21 protein-coding genes are annotated in these 24,119 nt (G+C 35.4%); 10 read left to right on the plus strand and 11 right to left on the minus strand.

The features are described from left to right. The first annotated feature begins 655 nt into the window (after positions 1-655). Together asd and mscM are read left to right on the plus strand one after the other, a co-directional pair. A complete protein-coding gene (gene asd, locus ACGH6R_RS02865; protein WP_411598851.1) occupies positions 656-1,504 on the plus strand; it encodes an archaetidylserine decarboxylase in 849 nt (282 codons plus the stop codon). A 4-nt stretch (positions 1,505-1,508) separates the two neighbouring features. Next, complete coding sequence (gene mscM, locus ACGH6R_RS02870; RefSeq protein ID WP_411598852.1) at positions 1,509-4,118, plus strand: miniconductance mechanosensitive channel MscM; 2,610 nt, start codon at positions 1,509-1,511, stop codon at positions 4,116-4,118. On the opposite strand, the gene ACGH6R_RS02875 is transcribed toward mscM, so the two are convergent. After that, positions 4,115-4,645 (minus strand): DedA family protein, encoded by a 531-nt coding sequence (locus tag ACGH6R_RS02875; protein WP_411598853.1) that lies wholly within the window; start codon positions 4,643-4,645, stop codon positions 4,115-4,117. The genes mscM and ACGH6R_RS02875 overlap by 4 nt on opposite strands. Positions 4,646-4,852: 207 nt before the next feature. Here ACGH6R_RS02875 and fdhD point away from each other — a divergent pair, with 207 nt between their 5' ends. The 4 genes from fdhD (at position 4,853) to ACGH6R_RS02895 (ending at position 9,110) form a co-directional block, all read left to right on the plus strand. Further along, the gene (gene fdhD / locus ACGH6R_RS02880) at positions 4,853-5,659 is read left to right on the plus strand and encodes a formate dehydrogenase accessory sulfurtransferase FdhD (protein ID WP_411598854.1); all 807 of its coding nucleotides are present in this window, start codon (positions 4,853-4,855) and stop codon (positions 5,657-5,659) included. A gap of 245 nt (positions 5,660-5,904) precedes the next feature. Then, positions 5,905-6,723, plus strand: a complete 819-nt coding sequence (locus ACGH6R_RS02885; protein WP_411598855.1) for a purine-nucleoside phosphorylase — start codon at positions 5,905-5,907, stop codon at positions 6,721-6,723. 55 nt (positions 6,724-6,778) lie between these two features. Further along, a complete protein-coding gene (locus ACGH6R_RS02890) occupies positions 6,779-8,020 on the plus strand; it encodes a nucleoside permease (protein WP_411598856.1) in 1,242 nt (413 codons plus the stop codon). 184 nt (positions 8,021-8,204) lie between these two features. Further along, the gene (locus ACGH6R_RS02895) at positions 8,205-9,110 is read left to right on the plus strand and encodes an EamA family transporter (protein WP_411597224.1); all 906 of its coding nucleotides are present in this window, start codon (positions 8,205-8,207) and stop codon (positions 9,108-9,110) included. Between the two features lie 62 nt (positions 9,111-9,172). Here the strand turns inward: ACGH6R_RS02895 and dsdC are convergent, their stop codons facing one another. After that, entirely contained in the window at positions 9,173-10,108 is a 936-nt protein-coding gene (gene dsdC / locus ACGH6R_RS02900; RefSeq protein WP_411598857.1) for a DNA-binding transcriptional regulator DsdC, read from the minus strand. Between the two features lie 696 nt (positions 10,109-10,804). On the opposite strand from dsdC, the gene ACGH6R_RS02905 reads away from it, so the two are divergent. Beyond that, the gene (locus ACGH6R_RS02905) at positions 10,805-11,224 is read left to right on the plus strand and encodes a hypothetical protein (RefSeq protein ID WP_267351328.1); all 420 of its coding nucleotides are present in this window, start codon (positions 10,805-10,807) and stop codon (positions 11,222-11,224) included. A gap of 347 nt (positions 11,225-11,571) precedes the next feature. Next, positions 11,572-12,051 carry a hypothetical protein gene (locus ACGH6R_RS02910; RefSeq protein ID WP_267351326.1) on the plus strand — a complete coding sequence of 160 codons (480 nt, stop codon included), beginning with the start codon at positions 11,572-11,574 and terminating at the stop codon, positions 12,049-12,051. Between the two features lie 106 nt (positions 12,052-12,157). Here ACGH6R_RS02910 and amtB read toward each other — a convergent pair whose 3' ends face one another. The 9 genes from amtB to ACGH6R_RS02955 all read right to left on the minus strand — a co-directional run bounded on the left by amtB (position 12,158) and on the right by ACGH6R_RS02955 (position 22,316). Beyond that, complete coding sequence (amtB, locus tag ACGH6R_RS02915) at positions 12,158-13,438, minus strand: ammonium transporter AmtB (RefSeq protein WP_411598858.1); 1,281 nt, start codon at positions 13,436-13,438, stop codon at positions 12,158-12,160. Between the two features lie 14 nt (positions 13,439-13,452). Next, positions 13,453-13,791: a P-II family nitrogen regulator gene (gene glnK / locus ACGH6R_RS02920; RefSeq protein WP_220216771.1), complete on the minus strand. Its 339-nt coding sequence runs from the start codon at positions 13,789-13,791 to the stop codon at positions 13,453-13,455. A 262-nt stretch (positions 13,792-14,053) separates the two neighbouring features. Next, a complete protein-coding gene (gene dgt, locus ACGH6R_RS02925) occupies positions 14,054-15,547 on the minus strand; it encodes a dGTPase (protein WP_411598859.1) in 1,494 nt (497 codons plus the stop codon). Positions 15,548-15,565: 18 nt separating this feature from the next. Continuing rightward, positions 15,566-16,630 carry a 5-(carboxyamino)imidazole ribonucleotide synthase gene (purK, locus tag ACGH6R_RS02930; protein WP_411598964.1) on the minus strand — a complete coding sequence of 355 codons (1,065 nt, stop codon included), beginning with the start codon at positions 16,628-16,630 and terminating at the stop codon, positions 15,566-15,568. A gap of 7 nt (positions 16,631-16,637) precedes the next feature. Further along, a complete protein-coding gene (gene purE / locus ACGH6R_RS02935) occupies positions 16,638-17,138 on the minus strand; it encodes a 5-(carboxyamino)imidazole ribonucleotide mutase (protein WP_267351318.1) in 501 nt (166 codons plus the stop codon). Positions 17,139-17,281: 143 nt separating this feature from the next. Continuing rightward, positions 17,282-17,632, minus strand: a complete 351-nt coding sequence (locus ACGH6R_RS02940; RefSeq protein ID WP_267351316.1) for a RidA family protein — start codon at positions 17,630-17,632, stop codon at positions 17,282-17,284. Positions 17,633-17,657: 25 nt separating this feature from the next. Further along, complete coding sequence (gene uvrB, locus ACGH6R_RS02945) at positions 17,658-19,661, minus strand: excinuclease ABC subunit UvrB (RefSeq protein ID WP_220216767.1); 2,004 nt, start codon at positions 19,659-19,661, stop codon at positions 17,658-17,660. Positions 19,662-20,056: 395 nt separating this feature from the next. Next, complete coding sequence (gene modF, locus ACGH6R_RS02950) at positions 20,057-21,529, minus strand: molybdate ABC transporter ATP-binding protein ModF (RefSeq protein WP_411598860.1); 1,473 nt, start codon at positions 21,527-21,529, stop codon at positions 20,057-20,059. Between the two features lie 10 nt (positions 21,530-21,539). After that, positions 21,540-22,316: a TOBE domain-containing protein gene (locus ACGH6R_RS02955; protein ID WP_411598861.1), complete on the minus strand. Its 777-nt coding sequence runs from the start codon at positions 22,314-22,316 to the stop codon at positions 21,540-21,542. Positions 22,317-22,652: 336 nt separating this feature from the next. On the opposite strand from ACGH6R_RS02955, the gene modA reads away from it, so the two are divergent. Beyond that, on the plus strand, positions 22,653-23,417 hold the full coding sequence (gene modA, locus ACGH6R_RS02960; protein ID WP_411598862.1) for a molybdate ABC transporter substrate-binding protein: 765 nt from the start codon (positions 22,653-22,655) through the stop codon (positions 23,415-23,417). A gap of 12 nt (positions 23,418-23,429) precedes the next feature. Beyond that, the gene (modB, locus tag ACGH6R_RS02965) at positions 23,430-24,119 is read left to right on the plus strand and encodes a molybdate ABC transporter permease subunit (RefSeq protein WP_267351309.1); all 690 of its coding nucleotides are present in this window, start codon (positions 23,430-23,432) and stop codon (positions 24,117-24,119) included.

Genomic DNA, 24,119 nt, shown 5'->3' on the forward strand with positions numbered 1-24,119 from the left:
TATTGAGAAAAATGAATCAGTAATGACAACTTAATATCCAAATTTTATATGCTATAAAAAAATATTTACTTTTTTTATAAATAGAATTTAATATCAAACTCTAATGATTGTAAATAATTATTTATTTATGTATAGATTATGTTAATTCATTAACAATTATTTAATTTAGATAATCACAATAATTCCCAAAAATCATTTTAGAAAAGATAAGTTGTTTATATTGACGCATGTCAAAATGAGGTTGCAATTGAGTTTATAATAAAAATTACAGTCATTTTTTTAACTAAATGATGAACGCAAAAAAAGGCATTTTTTAAAAGCATCAACTAAATTAACATGAATATTTTAACCTTTTAACTTTTAACTATTTCATCAATAACTGTTTTAAATTGACAGCGAATTTACCCCAGCATCCATCAATATTCATTAGCAAATTTTTATTTAAATGCGTAATAGCTCATCCTGCTTGAGGCTTTAAATAAAACGTCTGGTTAAGTTCAAATATGTTTTCTTAATCCATGCAAAAACGATCATTTTATTACTCATAATAAAGCAAATAAACAATAAGGCTTCAGTTTTGTTTTTAGTTCGTTTTATACTTTCATAATAATTATTGTTATAATGACCTATTTTTACAATAATTTGAGAGTGACTTATGTTAAATCAGCTTAAAGCAATTATTCAGTATCTTCTTCCAAAACAGTTTTTAACAATTATCTTTGGATGGTTAGCCAAAAAACAGTTGGGAAAAGTCACAACATGGATGATTAAAGGCTTTTGTAAGTTATATCGAGTCGACTTAAGTGAAGCAAAGCTCACTAATGCCGCAGACTATAAAACATTTAATGACTTTTTTGCGCGGGAATTAAAAGAAGATGCTCGCGAAATTGATACGGCTGAAAATTCAATTATCATGCCCGCCGACGGCGTATTAAGCCAATTTGGTACAATTCAAGATAGCCAATTATTACAAGCAAAAGGACATTTTTATTCACTCGAATCTTTGGTTGCTTGTCATCCAGATATGATTAAGTACTTCCAAAATGGATCTTATGCCACCACCTATCTATCGCCCAAAAATTACCACCGTTTCCATATGCCATGTGACGGTACATTACGCGAGATGATCTATGTGCCTGGTTCACTTTTTTCAGTCAGTAAAGCCACAACAGAAAGCATTCCGAATATTTTTGCGCGTAATGAACGTGTTATATGCCTTTTTGAAACAGAATTGGGGCCAATGGCACAAATATTAGTCGGGGCTACGATCGTCGGAAGTATTGAAGTAGATTGGGCTGGAATAATCACACCACCACGTGAAGGAATCATGAAACGTTGGACATATTCTGATGAAATTAAACTCAGCAAAGGTCAAGACATGGGATGTTTCAAATTAGGTTCAACCGTTATTACATTATTTGCTTCAAATGCGATTGAATTTTCAAACAATCTTAAAGTTGGGGATGTAACACGTGTAGGTCAAAAATTAGCTGAAAGGATTTAACAATATGTGGATGCGTGGATTGTTATGTTTTTTATTAATGGTTTTTTCTTCAACCCTATTCGCTGAAGAAAAAATAACGACTATTGATGATGTTCAACAACTTACTGAAATCGTTGATAAACTCAACGAGACTAATGAAGATCTTCGCCAAAATATGGAAAGCCAAAAGATTCATTTAACCAGTATAATTAACGAACAAACAAATATATCAACGCAAATCTCTCATGTTCAAAATACCCTAGCTACTCTCGATGAACAAGGAGAGTGGCTAAGCTTTTCAACGGCATTAGGTGAAACATTACGTCAACAATTATTACGTTTACCTGAAAAACCAAAATCTTTAGCGCTCGACGCAGAGATAGCCAAAGCCAAAGTTCAACAACTTAATTACAGTAATGTTCTTAAAAATTTGGATAATTATCCAAATTTATCTAATCAAATTAACGCTGGAAAACAAGGCTCGCAATATCGCCGTCTATTACGTGAACAAAGCGAGTTACTTAAGACGTTAATCGCAGGTACAGATACCACGATTTTAGAATTAACCAAATTAAAAATTGCCAATAAGCAATTAATTAATGCTATTGACGAAGTGAATGATGCTGCTCATCGATATTTCTTTTGGGTTGCTGATGTAAATCCCGTATCATTGAGTTTTCCGTTACAATTAGCTAAAGACGTCAATTATGTCATTTTTTCGATCGACTCGCTTTCACAATTATATAAAGCGGGAATCCAAATACTGACGACCCCGAAAACACTTTTTTTACTGATTTTATCGATATTATTTGTCGTTGTGCATTTTAAAATGCGTAAAAAATATTACGCATTTTTGAATAAATCTGCCTCCCGTGTGGGTAAAGTAACGCAAGATAACTTTTCATTAACTTTAGAAGTCGTCATATATTCTTTAATAATGGCTTTACCGATTCCTATTTTATGGGCAGTCTTTGGCTATGCATTACAACTCAACTGGGATTATCCTGTTGCCGTTGCGTTAGGATACGGTGTTAATGCTGCTGCTCCAATTTTATGGGTATTTATCATCACGGCACATCTGGCATCACAAAACGGCTTGTTTATTAGTCATTTTGGTTGGTCATCTAAAAAAGTCCGTGCAGCCATGAAATATTATCAATTATCGGTATGGCTTGTCATACCATTGGTTATGGTTGTCATGAGCTTTGATCAGTTCAGTAATCGTCAATTTGCCGCAACTATTGGGCGTATTGCGTTTATCATTCTTTGCTTTGCGTTAGTGTTTATGACTAACTCTATCCACCGAGCAGGCGTTCCACTTTATATTGATAAAAAAGGATCGGGCGAAAATTTATTAAGCCGTATCGTTTGGCTAATACTTCTTAGTGCGCCATGGCTTGCCATTATTGCTGCTTGTTTGGGTTATCTATCAACGGCACAAGTTTTATTAGGTCGTCTTGAAGCATCGGTCGTGATTTGGTGTGGACTTCTCGTTATCTATTTTATGATTCGTCGCTGGATGTGGATACAAAAACGGCGTATCGAATTTGAACGAACTAAACAACGCCGTCTTGAACGTCTGCAACGCGCTAAAACACCCGAAGAAGATCTGGCTGACAACGTCGATGAGCCTGTTATCGATTTAGATGTGATTAGTGCACAATCTTTACAACTTGTACGTTCTATCATCATGTTAATTGCTTTAATTAGTATGATTTTACTTTGGTCTGAATTACATTCAGCATTCGCATTTATGAATAATATCAAACTTTGGGGAACTACCACGATCATCAATGGTACCGAAGTTGAACAATATATTACTTTAGGCGCGGTATGTATTGCTATTTTGGTGATGACAATTACCGTCCAATTAGTTAAAAATCTACCTGCATTACTGGAATTGGGAATATTGCAACACTTAGATTTAGCACCGGGCACCAGTTATGCAATATCAACCTTATCAAAATATATCATTTTAATGATTGGCTCCATGATGGCCTTTTCATTTATTGGGATAGATTGGTCTAAAATACAATGGCTTATAGCGGCACTTGGTGTTGGTTTAGGTTTTGGTTTACAAGAAATATTTGCAAATTTCATTTCGGGATTAATCATTCTTTTCGAAAAACCAGTCAGAATAGGCGATACCGTAACAATCAGGGATCTGACTGGTAATATCACCAAAATTAACACTCGAGCCATCACTATTGTTGATTGGGATCGAAAAGAGATTGTGATGCCGAATAAAGCATTTATCACCGAACAACTCGTTAACTGGTCATTGTCAGATTCTATTACACGAATTGTACTCACTATCCCGGCTACAATTGATGCCAATAGTGATCTGGTTATTGAATTACTTCAAAAAGCCTCGGATAAATGTGAATATGTGCTTAAAGACCCTGAACCGCAAGTTTTTTTAGTGGATATTCAAGAAGGTATTCAATTATTTGAACTGCGTGTTTTTGCTGCTGAAATGGGACATCGCATGGTGTTACGAAGCGCAATCCATAAATTAATCCTAGAAGCCTACCGTGAAAACGGTCTGACACTCCCTTTTCCACCATTACAAACCAATTTAGAGGCACTGGGTCGCAAAAGTGGGCGTCGTAGTTATACTGTAGGAACCATTTAACCAAAAAGTGTCTCTAACCAAGGCACGCCGAAGGCGCCTGGCGCTAACAGAACAAATGCCCATATCGGTGCTGAGGTGATGTTAGCTAAATTAAACTTAGTTGTTGGCATATGCATTGCGCCAGCAACTAACGGCACTACGGCTCTTAACGGACCAAAAAAACGCCCGATAAAAACCCCTAATGCGCCATAACGTTGAAAAAATTGTTCTGCTCGAAAAACCAATTTAGGATACTTTTTAAGTGGCCAAGAATGGATAACTTGATGATGATAATGTTTACCTAACCAATATGAAATTAAATCACCCAAAATGGCTCCTAGCGAAGCAGCAATCAATACCGGTACGAAAGAGAGTGTACCTGTTCCAATTAATGCACCTACACCTAATAATATAGCCGTTGCTGGAACCACTAAAGAAATAATGGCAAGCGATTCACCAAATGCTAATAAAAATATAATGGGCAAAGCCCAGATTTGATGATTTTCAATAAATTGCATTATGGTGTGTGTAATTTCATTTAATGACATAATTGCATCACAAATTTTCAATTGATTATGGTGACCTATTTTATCATAATAAGTAAGTATTAGCGTTAAGTTATCAGTGCATTATGAATTATCTTACAACTATTTTTAAGTATGCTAATACCCTATTTTCAACAAATCCAGATAGCGTATAATAGCTAATCACTTAGCCATAACGTTTTATCAAAGACAGATAGCCAGAGAAAGTCTATGACAATCGGTTTAGAACATATTACCGTTGAAAAATTTAACAGTAATCAACCTATCAATTCAGAACATGATGTTTTAGCTATAGAAACCCCTGTTGCATTGGTATATAACGGTATTTCACATGTTGTCATGATGGCAACCCCTAAAGACCTTGACTATTTTGCTATCGGCTTTTCATTAACAGAAGGTATTATTCAATCCCTAGATGACATCTACAGCATTGACATTATCAAAGTGACAAATGGTTTTGAAGTGCACATTGAGCTATCTTCACGGCGATTTTTTGAGCTTAAACAAAAGCGCCGGAACTTAACAGGTCAAACAGGTTGCGGTATTTGTGGCACGGAACAGATTGAACAAGTCTGTAACATCTTGCCTACCTTGTCATCCACTCATTTCATTGAGTTATCCTATTTTAATCAAGCATTGTCAGCATTAAAACGTGTTCAAACTGTTGGTGAACAAACGGGTTGTACGCATGCTGCAATATTACTTGATTTAGCAGGTAATTTTATTGCCGGTTTCGAAGATATAGGTCGACATGTCGCATTGGATAAATTGTTAGGCTTTCGAGCGACACAACTTAAAAAAAATCCGAATTTTCCTCAAGGTGTTATTGTTGTTTCAAGTCGAGCCAGTTATGAAATGGTACAAAAAACCATTCATTGTGGAATTGAAATATTGATGGCAGTATCCGCTGCAACCTCGATGGCAGTCGATATGGCCAAGAAAAGTAATCTTACCTTAATCGGTTTTTTCAAAAATGATAAAGGTGTGATTTATTCAGCTAGTCACCGAATACGTTAAAAGGTGAACAATGCGAGTTTAACGATAAATTTTTATGTGATCTTTTTCGCGTTTTAAAAAAAAGATGATTAATTATTTTTTTAGATATGACATACTACGGCGATTTTAAGAATGTGCCAAAAATAACAACGCCATCACACATTCTCAAAATGAATTTATTAATAATACATTAATCTTGAAAAGATGAATTAGCTTCATCAAAATTTATTCTTACAAACATCTACAGACAATTTAAGGATACATCCATGCATCAAACATCTGATATTCAACAAGCGGTCAACTATATTCAACAAAAAACCAATAAAAAACCATCTATTGGTATTATATTAGGTTCAGGATTAGGCCCTTTTGCCGATACGCTTGAAGATGCAGTTCATATTCCTTATGACACAATCCCTCATTTTGCAAAATCAGCTGCTGTGGGACATTCTAATGAGTTAGTTATTGGTCAAAGCGGCGATAAAACAGTAGTTGCCATGAAAGGACGTTTTCATTACTACGAAGGATTTTCGTTAGATCAAGTGACCTTTCCGGTGCGAGTCATGAAAATGCTGGGCGTTGAAAAACTGATTATCACCAATGCTTGTGGTGCAGTGAATACCAGTTTTAATCCTGGTGATTTAATGCTGATCACTGATCATATTAATTTGACGGCAAATAATCCTTTAATTGGCCCGAACAACGATGAACTAGGTGTACGTTTTTTAGATGTCAGTGAACTTTATAATAAACAATTACGTGCAACCGTTTTAGACGTTGCCAAAGAACTTAATATTACCTTACGCCAAGGCGTTTATGCTTGGTGGACAGGGCCAACTTATGAAACACCAGCAGAAATTAGAATGATTCGGGTATTAGGTGCAGATGCAGTCGGTATGTCCACTGTGCCTGAAGCCATTATTGCTCATCATTCGGGAATTAAAACGATAGGCATATCCTGTTTAACGAATATGGCTTGTGGTATTTTGGATCAACCATTAGGGCATGAAGAAGTGATTGAAACAGCAGAACGTGTAAAATCAACGTTTTTACAATTAATTACTAAAACGATAGCACGCTTTTAATTACTGTTTTATTGTGTTGATGTTGTATTAAGGGTTTACTTTGTAGGTATCTGTAATGAACATAAGCAATAGATTGAAAATAATGTTGTTTTTCCAATACTTTATTTGGGGAAGCTGGCTGGTTACCTTTGGCTCTTATATGAGTCATACTCTCCATTTTTCAGGGACTGAAATAGGATTAGTGTTTAGTTCAAAGGGACTTGCCGCATTAATCATGCCATGCATTATCGGCATTATTGCAGATAAATTTTTACAACCTAAATACCTTTTCATGCTATGTCATACAATCTGTGCCATTGCACTTTTTTATGCAGCATCAATCACTCAACCTAATCCATTATTTTGGGTAATGTTAGCGAATGCTTTAGCATTTATGCCCACTATCGCTTTATCGAATTCAATCAGTTATCACTGTTTAGACAACAATAATATTGATTCATTAAAAACTTTTCCTAAAATAAGGGTTTTTGGTACCGTAGGCTTTATTATTGCAATGTGGATAATAAGCCTACTTAAATTAGAACAGAGTCATGCACAACTCTATGTAGCCAGTATCGCATCAATCATACTTGTCATTTACAGTTCGACACTACCTAAAATAACGATTCATAAAAAAATAAAACAGTCATGGCATTCTCGATTAGGATTAGACGCATTTGTACTTTTTAAAAAACCGACAATGGCGGTGTTTTTTTTATTTTCGGTATTAGTAGGCGCTATTTTGCAAATAACCAATACTTTTGGTACCACCTTTTTGCGTGATTTTAATAAGATTCCGCAATTTGAAAATAGTCTAATTACACAGTACCCGGCTATTTTATCTTCAGTTTCACAAATGGCAGAGGTTGCCTTTATCTTAACTATCCCATTTTTTCTCAAAAAATTGGGGATAAAAAAGGTCATAATGATAAGCTTAATCGCTTGGACTTTAAGATTCGGACTATTTGCATTTGGTGATCCAACACCATTTGGTTTTGTTTTACTCATGTTATCCATGATTGTTTATGGTTGTGCATTTGATTTCTTTAATATTTCCGGTTCAATTTTTCTTGAAAAAGAGGTTAATGCAAGTATACGAGCCAGCGCACAAGGTTTATTTATGACTATGGTAAACGGTGTCGGGGCTTATTTAGGTTCAATTATCAGTGGTTTAGTTGTCGATATGTGTACCCATAATAATGTAAAAGATTGGCAAGCAATATGGTTAATTTTTGCGTCTTATGCACTCATTTTAGCTATCGTGTTTTACTTTAGTTTTCATGATGACCATACAAGCAATAAACAGATTAAACAATAGGATAGTCAACTCATATAATGGATTATAACAACATGTTTATCTTCTAAATCGAATCAATTCGTATTCATTATCATCACTCATTTAATGAACTTGAATAAACGACAGGGCTAATCCCCCTGTGATTATGTTTTACATCGAAAATTATCGATGAAGTTTTTTGTTACAAAAGTATTGAGATTCAAATATGAAAGAAAAATTTTTAGGCAGTTTTCTAGTTTTTTTAGGGGCATGTAGTTTTGGTGTCCTCTCTTCTATTGTAAAAACCGCTTATCAAGCTGGATATACATTAGGTGAAGTTACCGGTGTGCAATGTTTTTTGGGTATGCTGATACTATGGGGCAGTCACCTAATCGTTAAAAGCTTAAATAAACCCAAAGCAACCCCTGTTAAACATTCTCCTTCTACCCCAAAATGGAAAGTGTGTGCTGTTGGAATTTTTCCCGGCTTAGTTGGTATCTGCTACTATCAGTGTGTTCAATTAGTTCCGGCATCAATAGCCATTATTCTACTGATGCAATATTTATGGATCAGTATCATTATTGATTTTGTCATATTTAAAAATAAACCCAGTAGCGTTCAACTTTTGACAGTAGGCATTATCATCATCGGTAGTTGCTTAGCAGCAGGCGTTCTTAATCAAGACATTCATTTAAATTTTTCAGGCTGTTTATTTGGATTTTTAGCCGCTTTAATGTATTCCCTTTTTATCACTACCAGTAGTAATGTGGGTAACGATTTACCAAAGCTTGAAAAAAGTGCCTTAATGATAACGGGTGCATGTATTATTACGTTTTTAATTTTTCCACCGTTATTCTTTTTTAAATACAGTATTTCAGACCCACTTTATGTATTAGGATTCTTATTGGCGTTATTAGGAACCGTTTTACCGCCCTTTTTATTTTCGGTTGGTATGCCAAAAATTGGCATTTCATTTAGTGCGATATTATCGGCAGCTGAGCTTCCGATAGCCGTGACCTGTTCTTATTTCTATTTGAAAGAATCTGTCTTGTTAACGCAATGGATCGGCGTCATCATTATTCTATCAGCCATTGCATTGTTAAATCTGAAAAACCTTAAGAAAGGCTCATAACGGTGTTATAATTTACGAATAAGACTAATTCGCTTTATATATACAAATTCTGACATCAAGGCTTAAACATAACGTTTAAGCCATTTAATAAAAATATCCGCTTTCGGATTATATTTGGTTTGTGGTCTTAAAATGTAATAACGCTGTTTACATAATAATTCCATATCAGGAAAAGGCATAACCAACTCTTTCGTTTCCAAATATTTACTAATTAACTGTTTTCGTCCCATGGCAATACCGGTATGGTTAATAGCCGCAATAATAGCTAAATCAGAACGATCAAAGATGATTTTGGGGATATCATTAAGTTCAAAAGGTAATGAAAAATTATTTGCCCATGACTTCCACTCTTCTAAGTTGGAGTCATGTCCCCAAGCTTGTCCGTCATGCAACAAAGTACAATTGGTCAATTTATCCATATTACCATATAAATCCTGTTTAAGCGCATAAGCGTGGCTACAGACTGGAATAATGGTTTCATTCATCAAATGGTCATAACGAACTTCTTCATAGCGTAGCGCATCAAAATAGATGGCAAGGTCAATATGATGACGATTAAAATTACTCACTTCATTACCGGACAAAATATTCAAACTGATATACGGATACTGCCGAGTAAATTCAGCAAGTTTAGGGACTAACCAACATTGAGTAAATGACGGTTTTGCATAGACCGTTAATGTTCCAGCTGCCTCTTGATTCGTTATTTCCAGAATTTCTTGATTCAAATTACGAAGCGAATTTTTTACTGCACTAAAAAGATTTTTGCCATTATAAGTCAATTCAATACGACGATGAAAACGCTGAAATAACTTAAAACCTAGCTCATCTTCTAATTTATTGATTTGATGACTGACAGCACTTGGGCTAATACAAAGCTCTTCTGCGGCTAAAGCGAATGATAAATGGCGAGCTGCTGATTCAAAAGTATGTAGTTTAGCTAATTGATAACGATTAACGATACGGCTTTGTGCCAAATATTTATTTTCATCATACATCTGTAATTCTCCTGTACTTCGACGGTCAAACTTCAGTTAGCTGTTTTTCAACTTTCATCTTTACATTTACAAACAATAATATGTAGGACAAGTATTGAAAAGAAGGACTTGCTGGTTTTAAATTACTTTTTTAGATGAATCCAGTTCATGTTAAGTTGTTTATTTATCATTTGTCAAATATTAATCAAAAACATCTAATAATAACAGTATTTAACAGCTTAAAAAGACGGCATTTTTAATTCAAAATTTATAATTTTTACTAAATTAATCATTAGTATAACGTAGATTGAAGTTTTTGTCGTGAATTGTTATTCATTCATCTTGTCTGATTAGCCTATTTAGTGAGTTAAACCGGCTTAAAAGAATGGTGATCGATAAAATTAAGATGAATGTAATGAGTTTGTTGTATTCAATATTGGTTAGACAACTTAGCCGTTAATTTAAGTTACTGCTATATAGTCATCCTAATATTTTAATAAGAATGTGAGAGTGAATAAGATCGAATAAATATTAAATTTAAATGCGTCTAGCAAAATGTCTTATCCATTTTTTATGTTTAATTTAAACATATTCCTCCACAATCTTTATTGCAATGAACAATTTCTATACTTTTGTAACCTTAATAGTTTGATTTGTTATACTTGTTTCTACATTTTTATTTTTTAAATCAATAAAATAATATAGAGGAATAGGATTATGATGTTTCAAGACCTTGAAAAACGTCTACTAAGCCACCATTTAGTGATTAGTCTTGTTAAATTGGCAATATTTTCTTGGTCTAAACGAAGAATAACCGTTTTAACTCAAAAATTATTTTTTCAAGTATTAACAAAAATAGGCGTAATGGAATGTGATCAACAACTAGTAAGAAGTACTTCTTATCACGAGAAATCATCTCCAAAAGCGGCTGTAACAAAAGGAATTATTAAGCCAAATAAAATTATCATATCGAACACAACATTATTTCCAGAAAAACACTATCATCTCGACAGTTTAAGTAATTATTTGCTTAACAATATAGTTATTTTCTTAGGAAAGCTTATACCTATGTCGATATTTTCTCATTATGGAGATCAAGCTGAATTTGATTTAAAGAGTGATATGAAAACGAGTTAGCCGAACAGAATTGGTAATTTTATTGGTATTTTTATTCGAAATTAGTGTTAAGTTCTTGGTTAGTTTTATCCATTATAAAGTGTATTAGTAATGACAGGAGGCATTAAATTTTAATTTTCGTCTTGTAAAAATAAAGTAAATAATAATTTTTTAACTTGATTTATTAATTGTTGAATAGCATTTAATCGACTTGTTATAAGGAAATTACAAAAAAACTGGAAGTTAGTTATTTTATACTGATGTAGCGCCGTAACAAGAAGTATCTTAAGAAAACAAGTAACAATCGTTTTTTTCATTGTCCGACACATTGTTATATTATTGTCCTGAAATAGAAAGGAAGTTATAGAATGAAGACACATAAAAAACCATTATTTACCTTAGTACAAAACAGTGAATCAGTAACAAAACAAAATACTTTAAGCTATTTAGACTCTAAACTAAATTATCCGGATTGCGTAGATGAAATCATTGCATTACGTATTAAGGAGCTTAAATTACATCATACTGAGTATAAAGAAAAAGAGTACAACGAAAAAAATACTTTTCGTAAAAATAAAGAGTTTTCATTTATATTTGGGGAAATATTTGAATCCGAACACCATGAGAAACAAATCGGTATGTTAAAAGATGAGATAGCTTTGGCTAAAGAGTCCAATAAAGTAAAGGAATTACTTGGTACTCGATTGAAAGAGATGGCTAAAGTATACCCAGATGTTGAACTTGATCTAAGTGATGTTGATGTGATCCCAACACAAATAAAAGAACATTTGTTTGCTCCACCTTTAATCTTAACTGAAGATAATGCCATTATGCTTTGGGATGATTAAAAAATAGTTTTAACAATAATTAATACTAGGTCTAATAAATTACAGGGTATAAGCCCTGTAATTTATTTAATAGGTTTGTTAGAACAAATACTAATATTTATCAGTGCTAACTGTTAAAGGCACTTTCACCATGGCTGTTAATATCTAATCCTTCACGTTCATGCTCTTCTGATACACGTAATCCAACTGACAAATCGGCAATTTTATAACCAATCAATGCGATAATAGCTGTCCAAACAACACAGGTAATCACACTCAATAATTGGATACCTAATTGGCTTAGCATATTCATGCCTTGGGCATAACCAATGCCGCCTAACGATTCTGCTGTAAATATACCTGTTAGCAGACAACCTACAATACCACAGACGCCATGTACTCCAAACACATCACAGGTGTCATCAATTTTTAACCTTTTTTTAAGAGAAGATACGCCCCAAACACCGGCAAAACCACAAATCAAACCAATTAACATTGCGCCACCAACGCCGACAAATCCAGCGGCTGGCGTTATGCCAACTAATCCAGCAATAACCCCTGAAGCAGCGCCTAAACATGATGGTTTACCTCGCAATACCCATTCGGCAATGGTCCACGCTAAAACGGCGGCTGCCGTTGCTGCGACCGTATTAATAAAAGCCAAGCTGGCAATCTCATCGGCTTGTGTTGCCGATCCCGCATTAAAACCAAACCAGCCAATATAAAGAATTGCTGCCCCTAAGTACACATAAGGTAAATTGAAAGGTTTTAAGGGCTCACGATTATAACCGATACGGTTTTTAAGCAGATAGGCGCCAATTAATCCGGCAACTGAAGCATTAATATGAACCACCGTACCACCAGCAAAATCTAATGCCCCTTCATCCCCTAATATACCCCCGCCCCAAACCATATGAGCCATCGGTATATAGGCGAATGTAAACCAAATTACCATAAAAATTAATACTGCTGAAAAACGAATACGTTCCGCAAAAGCCCCCAGTATTAAACAGCAGGTTATACAGGCAAAAGAGCCTTGAAAAGCGATCCAAATCAGCTCATAAATCGTTCCCGACAAGTCCGTTATCTTCACGCCAATTAATAAAAAATGGTCGAAGTTACCAAAAAACCAATTTCCTTGACCAAAGGATAAGGTATAGCCATACGTTATCCAAAGCACGGTGATTAATGAAAAAGTAACCAATACTTGTGACAACATGGATAACACGTTTTTAGAACGTAATAATCCACCATAAAAGAGTGCGATACCCGGTACGGACATAAATAGTACCAGTGCAGTACAAATAATCATAAAACCATTATCCGCTTTATTAGCAATAGGAACTTCATTTGCCAATACTGAACCAGAAACCAATAATCCAAACACTAAACTTAATTTTTTTAACATAATATTATCCCTATTTATAGTGCTAACTCATCGGTTTCACCCGTTCGGATCCGAACAACGTGCATCAATGGCGTAACAAAAATTTTTCCGTCGCCAATTTTGCCGGTATAAGCTGCCTGACAAATTGTGGTAATAGCTTCGTCGAGTTGATCGTCACTGATCGCTAACTCTATTTTTACTTTAGGTAAAAAATTAACAGTATATTCTGCACCCCGATAAAGTTCGGCATGACCTTTTTGCCGCCCAAACCCTTTTACTTCTGTAACAGTTAATCCAGTGATACCAATATTTGAAAGTGATTCTCTGACCTCTTCTAATTTGAAAGGTTTAATCACAACAGTCACTAATTTCATCTATGTAACTCCTCATCTTTTACTATGGGTAATCAACATAATGCAAAGGTTATGCCAGCTTTGATTAAGATTAATTTGTTGTGATTTTAGATAAGCAATGATGAAGCGTTATCATGCAGGTATAAAACATGAATTGTATAACAAATGATTGAGCTGATAAGCTCTATTGGGTTATCAAGAAAATTTAACTCGATAGCGTTTGATGCACTAATCTGGTGCTATTGCGTTTTTGTAGTGCCTTTTAATCTATTCATTAATTTAATTAGAAGGTCACCATTAACTTGCGGTATTCATCAAAAGCAAAGTGATCAGTCATGCCACTAATATAATCTTGCAACAAACGACAACGATAATAGAACTCCCAACTTTGAAAAGTCTCTTTCGTTTCATCTTTATTCTTAATAGCTTGTTGATAAGCATCCCGATGTTTAGCGGAAAGTTTATGATAAAGTCGTGTTTCAATCGGGTATTCTTTGTGATTATCGTCTTTTACTAATTTTAAAAAATCATGGGTTGGCATATCGAGTAAAGGACTATAGATATCTAACAATCCACTGATAATTCGGTGACCTTGTAATTCAATATTTTCAACAGATTCATGATTAAAAACATATTTAACTCCAACCGTTTTAAAGATATTTAATAATTTATATTCAGCCCCGTGACCTTCCAACAGCGCATTATTAAATGAACCATGGTATATCTCCTCGATATTTTCAATAAAGCGCTCAGCAGCATGAGGGACGAGTTTTGTGATAGTGTTAACACGTAAATACATGAAAAATTGCCCAATAGCTATCGCATTAAATTGATTTTGTCTTAGATTTTCATATGAACGCTCGACAACTTTATCAAAAAGATCACCAGGTTTGGTTGGCCCCCAAGCGTCCTTTAAATATTCATAAAGTTGTTGTACAGAAAATAATTTTTTTTCTACCGCATCTTCAAGATCGGCAATACAGTAAGAAATATCATCTGCTGCTTCCATAATATAAGTGAGTGGATAACGGTGAAAAGGTTTAATATCAAGTTGTTCAGATAACTCTTTGATAAAAGGCTCTTCAGATAAGTAATAACCCGGCTTTTTCATCAAATAGGAGAATTTAACAGGAACTTCACGCAACCAATAGGCAGGTTTGGAATATTTTAATATTGATGCAATTTGCGAATAAGTAAGATTTAATCGCAAAATGGTATGAACTAATCGTATGGCTTGTGCATTACCTTCAAAATTGCATAAGTCTTGACGGATTTTACTTTTCAACTCCTGAAGCTCAGTATTATCCGTTTTTTGTATTTCAAGCACAGGATAATAAGATGATGCATGAATTTTTAATCGTGAGCCAAACCATTGGTTAATTGCTTTTTCACCAAAGTGTCCGAAAGGAGGATTACCAATATCATGCATTAAACAAGCCATTTCAACCAAACTTTCAATCGGCATAATAACTTGTTCTAATCCCAATTGTTCCAGTTTTCCGGCGTTGCTAAGACGATGAATGATCTCTTTAACAATATAACGCCCTACCTGTTGTACTTCCATGGAGTGGGTTAATCGTGTTCTGACAACTGAATTACGCTCTAATGGAAAAACTTGTGTTTTTTGCTGTAAACGGCGAATCGCAGCAGAGTTAAGGATCCTTCCTCGATCGCTTTCGAAACAACGAATTATTGAGTAGAGATTGGTTATCTTTTCTCGGGTTTTGCTTGCGCTACGTTGATAGTTAATTTTTTTATTGAAGTCGATCATACTCAATCCCTTGTATTCATATTATTATAATTTCTGTTTCACCCATTCAATAGCCGATTGATATTCCACTGGTAATAACGATATCAAACTAGCTAAAGATTGCTTTAATTTATCTGGATTATCATGTGTTAAATTGATATGCCCTACTTTACGCCCAACTCGGACTTCCTTTTCGTACCAATGCAGATGCACTAAATCAATCGATAACCATTTTTTATTGAGTTCTGTACCGATTAAATTCACCATAATTGAAGGGGTAAAGACATCTGGCTTAGGTAGTGGCAATCCTAATAAAGCCCTTAAATGCAGTTCAAACTGACTAATTGAAGCACCATTTTGTGTCCAATGTCCACTATTATGCACACGAGGCGCCAGTTCGTTAATGAGCAAATCATTACCCATCACAAAACACTCCATCGCCATGACACCCACATAATTTAGTTTATCCATTATGGCCGATAGCATTTGCTCAGCTTTTGACTGTAATGTTTTGTATTCATCGGGTAAGACAACACTCATTTTTAAAATGCCGTCTTGATGTAAATTGTTAGTCAACGGATAAAAAACCTTGTTCCCATTAGCATTACGAGCCCCAATTAGTGAAACTTCTTTCTCAAATTTAATGGTTTGCTCAACGATCGCATGACCATAGATTTCATCCGGTATATTGACATTGTTCTGATCGGTAATCCGCCATTGACCACGACCGTCATATCCGCCTGTTCGACGTTTAACAATCAAACGTTGTCCTAACTGTGCAAACAGATTTGTCCACTGTTGTTGATGTTCAAGTGAATGCCATTTCGCTGTTGGTAGACCAAGTCCATCGAGTAACTGTTTTTGCGTTAAACGATCGGCAATAATAGGGAATACATGGCGATTAACAAATTGAGGATGGTTAGCTAAAAGCTTGGTAAAAGGCGTATCAGGCCAACGTTCAATTTCAGCAGTAATCACCGACTGTTGATAAGGAATTGAATCGGGTTCAACATCTATGCCAACAGGATAGACTTTTATCCCTAAAGGCTCACCAGCTTGTCTTAACATTCGTCCTAATTGCCCGTTTCCAAGTACACATACCGTTTTCATTGTCATGTTAATCTTCAACTCGCGGATCGGGATGATTAAGGACATCATCCGTTTGACTTAATCGCCAAAGGGATAATCGTTGGAAAATATCGGCATCATGCAAGGAAAGAATTTGCGCCGCAAGTAAAGCGGCATTTGCTGCCCCAGCTTTACCAATCGCTAGCGTACCAACAGGAATGCCTTTAGGCATTTGCACAATTGAATAAAGACTATCTACCCCACTTAAAGCTGCGGTTTGAACAGGTACACCCAGTACAGGGACAAGCGTTTTAGCCGCTAACATACCCGGTAAGTGAGCTGCACCGCCAGCACCAGCAATAATCACATCAATGCCCTTTTGCTTAGCGTCCTGAGCAAATTGAAACAGTTTATCTGGAGTACGATGAGCAGATACGACTTCAACATGATAAGGAAGACTGAGTATATCGAGCACGTCTGCAGCATGTTGCATCGTTGCCCAATCACTTTTGGAGCCCATAACAATAGCAATTTTAGGTTGAATACGCATAGAAAATTGTATGAATATTTAAAAGATTAAGTAGATAAAGTATACACTAAAATTTTATGAATGGGGATAAAAAGGATCGTTAAGGATATACACCATGCTACCATTGCCTACATAACAAAGGTAGCATGTGCATCAATTTTAATTTACGCTTTCACCGCAGCAATAACTTTTATTTCAACCAGATACGCTTCTACCATCAGCGCACAATGTACCGTACAACGAACGGGCGCACTGCCTTTTGCTACCCATTCATCCCATGCTTTATTCATTGCGATAAAATCACTTTTGTTGGCAAGAAAAATGGTAACATCTAAAAGCTGTGTTTTATCACTATTTGCTCTGGCTAACATATTATCTATTTCAGCCAGTGCACTTTTAGTTTGTGCATAAGCATCGTCGATTAAGTTAGTCGGTACACTGGTATAATAAATTACATCATTGTGTATTACCGCTTCAGACCAACGTTCTGCTGGATCAATTCGTGTTATTGCCATCATTTATTCCTTATAAGATGATTAATTAAGAAACCTTAATAAAATCTGCACGTAATTTTTTTATTTCATCACGCAACACACCTGCTTTTTCAAATTCAAGATTTTGTGCTGCTTCATACATCATTGCTTCTAGCTCTTTCACTCTGGCTTGAACCTCTTTGACAGAGACATAATGATACGGTTTACCCGGTTCAAAAGCTTGGACTTTCGCCGTTGATTTTTTAGTGCTTAATCCTGCTTCTAAAATATCTTTAATCTCTTTACGTACTGATTTTGGTGTAATGCCATGTGCAGTATTAAAATCTTCCTGTTTTTTTCGACGTCGAGCGGTTTCATCAATGGTTTTTTGCATTGCTGGCGTAATTTTATCAGCATACAAAATCGCTTTACCATTTACATTACGCGCGGCACGTCCTACTGTCTGAATTAAAGAACTTTCAGAACGTAAAAAGCCCTCTCGGTCAGCATCTAAAATCGCAATAAGCGAGACTTCAGGAATATCTAATCCCTCACGTAATAAGTTAATTCCAACAAGCACATCTACCTTGCCTAACCGTAAATCCCGAATAATCTCCATGCGTTCAACCGTATTAATATCAGAATGCAAATACTTCACTTTCACATTATGCTCCGATAAATAATCGGTTAGATTTTCTGCCATTTTTTTGGTTAAGGTGGTAACTAATACCCGCTCTTCATTTTGCATGCGGATTTTAATTTCCGAAAGCAAGTCATCAACTTGCGTTGCCACCGGTCTTATTTCAATAATAGGATCTAGCAAGCCTGTTGGTCTAACCACTTGTTCGATGATTTCGCCACCCGATTTTTCGATTTCATATTTTGCCGGTGTTGCCGATACATAAATTGTTTGCGGCATAATATTTTCAAATTCAGAAAATTTCAATGGACGGTTGTCCAACGCTGACGGCAAACGAAAACCATATTCAACCAAATTAAGTTTACGTGAACGGTCGCCATTATACATTGCACCTAGTTGGGGAATAGCAACATGGGATTCATCAATAAACAATAATCCGTCAGCCGGTAGATAATCAAATAACGTTGCCGGCGGATCGCCCGGTTTGCGCTGTGATAAAAACCGTGAATAGTTTTCGATACCCGAGCAGTAGCCTAATTCGGTCATCATCTCAATATCAAATAACGTACGTTGCGTTAAACGTTGTTCTTCTAACAGTCGTTGATTATCAAGTAGTACTTTCTGACGCTCTTTAAGTTCGAGCTTAATTTGAGCAATCGCATTTTCCATAATGTTTCTTGGTGTAACATAGTGGGTTTTTGGATAGATAGTTATACGTGATACCTCATTAACGCTATTACCTGTCAATGGGTCGAATAATGTAATTCGATCGACTTCATCATCAAATAGTTCTACCCTTACCGCAAGTTCATCCGAATCAGCCGGAAAAATATCGATGACATCACCACGAACTCGGAAAGTACCACGACTAAATCCAAGGTCATTACGCGTATATTGTAATTCAGCCAAACGGGTTAATATCGAGCGCTGATCGGTAATCGTACCTTTAGTTAAATGCAAAATCATTGACATGTAAGTTTCTGGCGCACCTAAGCCATAAATCGCTGATACCGAAGCGACTATGACGACATCACGACGTTCCAATAAAGATTTTGTTGCCGAAAGTCGCATTTGTTCGATATGTTCATTAATCGATGCATCTTTTTCAATAAATGTATCGGTTGAAGGTACATAAGATTCTGGCTGGTAATAATCATAGTAAGAAACAAAGTACTCAACAGCATTTTCAGGAAAAAAAGCTTTCATCTCGCCATATAACTGTGCAGCAAGTGTTTTATTTGGCGCTAAAATAATCGTTGGGCGATTATGTTTAGCAATGACATTTGCCATCGTAAACGTTTTACCTGAGCCAGTCACGCCTAATAATGTTTGATGTGCTATTCCGTCATCAAGATTTTGATTAATCCTTTTAATCGCTTCTGGCTGGTCGCCGGCAGGTTTAAAATCGGAACACAATTTGAATTTTTTCATTACGTCGTAACCTAAAATTTTACCTATTAATAAAAATTATCCCCAAAAGGGCTTGACCTTTTAAAATGTTATATTTTTTGTTCAGTTAACATAAATTCAATTAATCGCCGCTTACTAATGACAACTTGATTTATGATAACTTATTGATATTATTAATTTCATTCCATTGCGCTTACAATCTAAACAGTTCAATACAAAACCTTATAGAAACTGAGTTTTTTACTGTTTTGAATAAACTACTCACAGAGTTATCCACAGGGTTGGGGGATAACTCCATAAGTATAGTCTTTTTAAAATTTTTTCAAATTTCAACAAAAAATTTAGGGATTAAATCGCCTTTATTTAATTGTTTTTTTCTATTTTTAAATAGTTTTTAATAGCAAAAAACTAACAAACTAATTAATCTCTTCAATCTTATATTGATAGTTAACATCAGTTGTAGGTACAAAAGTTAATCGATGAGTGATGCATTTAGGGGCATCTTCAGCATGATGAGACACAAATAACAATTGTGTATGCCCATCAACAATTAAGCAATCTATCCAACGTTTGACTAATTCTCGATTTAAATAATCTAATCCTTGTAAGGGTTCATCCAATATTAATAATGTAGGATGTTTAACCAATGCTCTGGCAATCAAAACTAAGCGCTGTTGCCCCCAAGAAAGCGATTGAAACGGTTTATTAGCCTGAGAATATAAACCAAGTAGTTGTAGCCATTTATCCGCTAGCTTATTTTGTTTATCACTCGCTGTTTGATAAACCCCAACAGAATCAAAATAACCGGACAAAAGGACATTTTTAACGCTGGTACTCACTCGATAGTCTAAATGGAAGCTACTGCTGACATAGCCTATATGACGTTTTATATCCCAAATGGTTTCACCAGAGCCACGTTTACGCCCAAAAAGTGTCAAATCATTGCTATAACCTTGAGGATGATCGCCTGTGATTAAACTTAATAGTGTCGATTTACCGGCACCATTAGGCCCGATAATTTGCCAATTTTGATGCGCTTTAACTTGCCAAGTTAATCCATTAATCACCGCTTTATCGTCATAATAAACATAGCCGTTATTTAAAATGATACGATCTAAGTGATCGGCAAGTTCAATAGGTGATTCATCTGCTTCTGGTAATGACATCTCAGGCAGATTTTCCAAATTAACCAGCTGCTGGATTGTTTCATCCTTTAATATTGTATCTTTTTTGCCCATTTTCAAGAGTTGACAATCGGCTAATAGTCCAATATTTTCAATGAATGGGGGAATATCATTAAATCGATTTAAAACCAATATGATAGTAATTCCTTGTTTGACTAACCCCTCAAGGATTTGAGATAGGTTTTCACGTGATTGCACATCTAATCCGTCAAAGGGTTCATCTAAAATCAATAAATCGGGTTTTACCATTAACGTTCGACAAATCAATGCTTTGCGAGTTTCACCAGTTGACAGATATTTAAATCGACGGCTTAAAAGTTCGCTAATACCAAATTGTTGCGCTAATTGCTGACACAAAGATTCATTTGCATGGGCTTGTTGAATAATTTGCGAAGTCGTTAATCCGGTATCGTGCTCACCTTCACTTAACATATCTGTATTATTTCGCTTCCATTCGTCATCAATCAATTTTTGCAGTTGCTCAAACGAGATATGGGCAATGGATTTAAATTGGTTAACGATTATACCAGATAATAGGGGTAACTCTCCAGCGATAGCTTTCACAAAAACCGATTTACCGCTGCCGTTACGACCAATACACGCTAAACTACTGCCTGAGTTGAGCGTCAAAGATTCAATATCAAATACACGATAATCACTAATCTTATAAACCGCATTTTCAATTCGTAACATGGATACCTCCATTTATTCAATATTATATTAAGGTGGCGATAATAATGTGCTGTGGATCAATAGACAGCATAATCTTCTTGTCTTTAGTTATTGCCAATTTTTCTATTTCTTGGGTTAATTTGGTCGCATAAATGGCAAGCCCAGAGGGCAATAATAATTCAATTTCACTCCAATGTTTATCGCTTTTAATTTGCAGCACTTTTGCCGATAAACAGTTTTCATTGAGATGATTAAATTCAATGGCAGGGGCTTTAATGAGTAACATAACAGTTTTATTTGGACTCAATTTTAATCGTTGCACGCTTGATTGGGTAATATTAACTTTCAATTCAGTTTGATTATCGCTTAATAGAACGGTGATATAGCCAGCGACCTCATTGATCTCTAATTGCTTAATACTACCATATAACTGATTACGTGCACTGGTCTGCAAAGATAACTTTGCTGTCGTTTTTAAAATATCATCGAGTGGAACTTTATCATCACTCAATATATTAAAAGCATTTTGCTGTAATTGCGTTAGCAATTCATAAAGCTGAATAAATCTTACTGCATAAGGACTAAGCTTTGTTCCACCGCCCTTCTTGCCACCAATTGAGGTAATAAAAAAAGGAGTCGGGGCTAACGCATTCATTTCATTAATAGCATCCCATGCAGTTTTGTAACTCATGCCGACTTGTTTTGCAGCCTGACTTAATGAGCCTGTTTGCTCAATCGCTTTAAGTAAGGCTATTCGACGAGGATCGACAAACCGGTGTTGATTCAGATTTAATGTCAGTAAAATTTCAGTAGAAAACATGATGTTAGCCATTATTGCGCTTATTTCAAAGCGACCCGTCACCAAAAGATTTCTGTTATTGTAAACGCTTTTTAGCCATCCACCAAAAAATGAATCGATCTTACTAATTGATTGATTAGCAATAAAATGACTCAACAATTTTGCTAGACTGTTAAACACGCTTTCGATTGTCGAATCAATCCTAAATATCAAAAAGTTTAATTGTACTTTATAAACGAATTTTGGTAGCATCGCTATATAATATTTTATATAACGATTAGCTATCTGTTATGACAAGTTTAGTTAAACCAATATGATAGGTCATATTAAAACAACCTATATCGAGCGAGGAAGAGGATGAACAAATACATAAAAACATTGTTAGCCGTAACACTGTTGACAGCAACCACTCTATTTAGCGTTTCTGTTTCAGCCATTGAGAAGATAACTGTTTTTGCTGCGGCTTCACTGACGAACGTTATGCAAGATATTGCAAATGAATATCAAACCGATCATAAAAATGTTGAGATTGTGTTTTCATTTGCCTCATCATCCGTGTTAGCCAAACAGATTGAACAAGGTGCACCGGCTGATATTTTTATGTCTGCCGATCAGAAATGGATGACTTACTTGATTGATCATCATCTTGTTAACCATAAAGATAACTTACTCAAAAATGCTTTAGTACTTATTGCACCAAAACAGTCTTCGATTGATAAAGTTGAGATTAATTCTACAACGAATTGGAATGCTATTTTGCCTAAAAATGAAAAACTCTCTATTGGCGATCCCGATCATGTGCCAGCAGGACTTTATGCTAAAGAGTCATTAACAAATTTAGGGGTATATGATCAATTATCCTCTCAGTTTGCACCGGCAAGTAATGTTCGTGATGCTTTAATGTTAGTTGAACGAAACGAAGCCGTACTTGGGATTGTCTACAGCACAGATGCTAAAGTAAGTAATAAAGTGAAAATAGTAGGGACGTTTCCTGCCAATACATTTACCTCGATTGAGTACCCGATCGCTTTATTGAAACCTGAAGCACAAGATTTCTATCAATATTTGCAATCACCCAATGCTAAAATAATTTTTGAAAAATATGGATTTATCACGCAATAACACATTATCACTATGCTACTGACAGACTTTGAATGGCAAACCTTATTGCTAAGTTTAAAAATTGCAGGCGTAGCCATTGCTTGCAGTTTACCCATCGGTATTTTCACCGCATGGATTTTGGCTCGATGCCAATTTTGGGGAAAATCTTGTTTGGATAGTTTTGTTCATCTTCCTTTAGTTTTGCCTCCTGTAGTGTTGGGATATTTGTTACTGTTGACCATGGGCAAACAGGGAATAATCGGTAAATGGCTTTATCGTTATTTAGATATTAGTTTTAGTTTTAATTGGCAAGGTGCCGCGTTAGCTTCAGCCGTGGTTGCTTTTCCCTTAATGGTACGTTCAATTCGCTTGGCGATAGAATCGATTGACTACCGCCTTGAACAAGTTGCTCGCACGTTAGGTGCAAAACCGTTACGAGTGTTTATAACCATAACATTACCATTAGCCTTTCCTGGTATTTTAATGGGCATAATTCTTGGTTTTGCTCGCTGTTTAGGTGAATTTGGTGCAACGATTACCTTTGTTTCAAATATACAGGGTGAAACCCGTACATTGCCTTTAGCCATGTATACTTTATTGCAAATACCAAATGGTGAATTCGCCGCTTTTCGACTTTGCATTATCTCCATTATCTTATCGCTAGTGGCGTTATTCTTATCTGAAATATTAAACCGCTGGCATAAAAAAAAGATAGCAGGCTGA

The sequence above is a fragment of the Gilliamella sp. CG13 genome, assembly GCF_046635805.1.
Lineage (GTDB): Bacteria > Pseudomonadota > Gammaproteobacteria > Enterobacterales > Orbaceae > Gilliamella > Gilliamella apicola_I.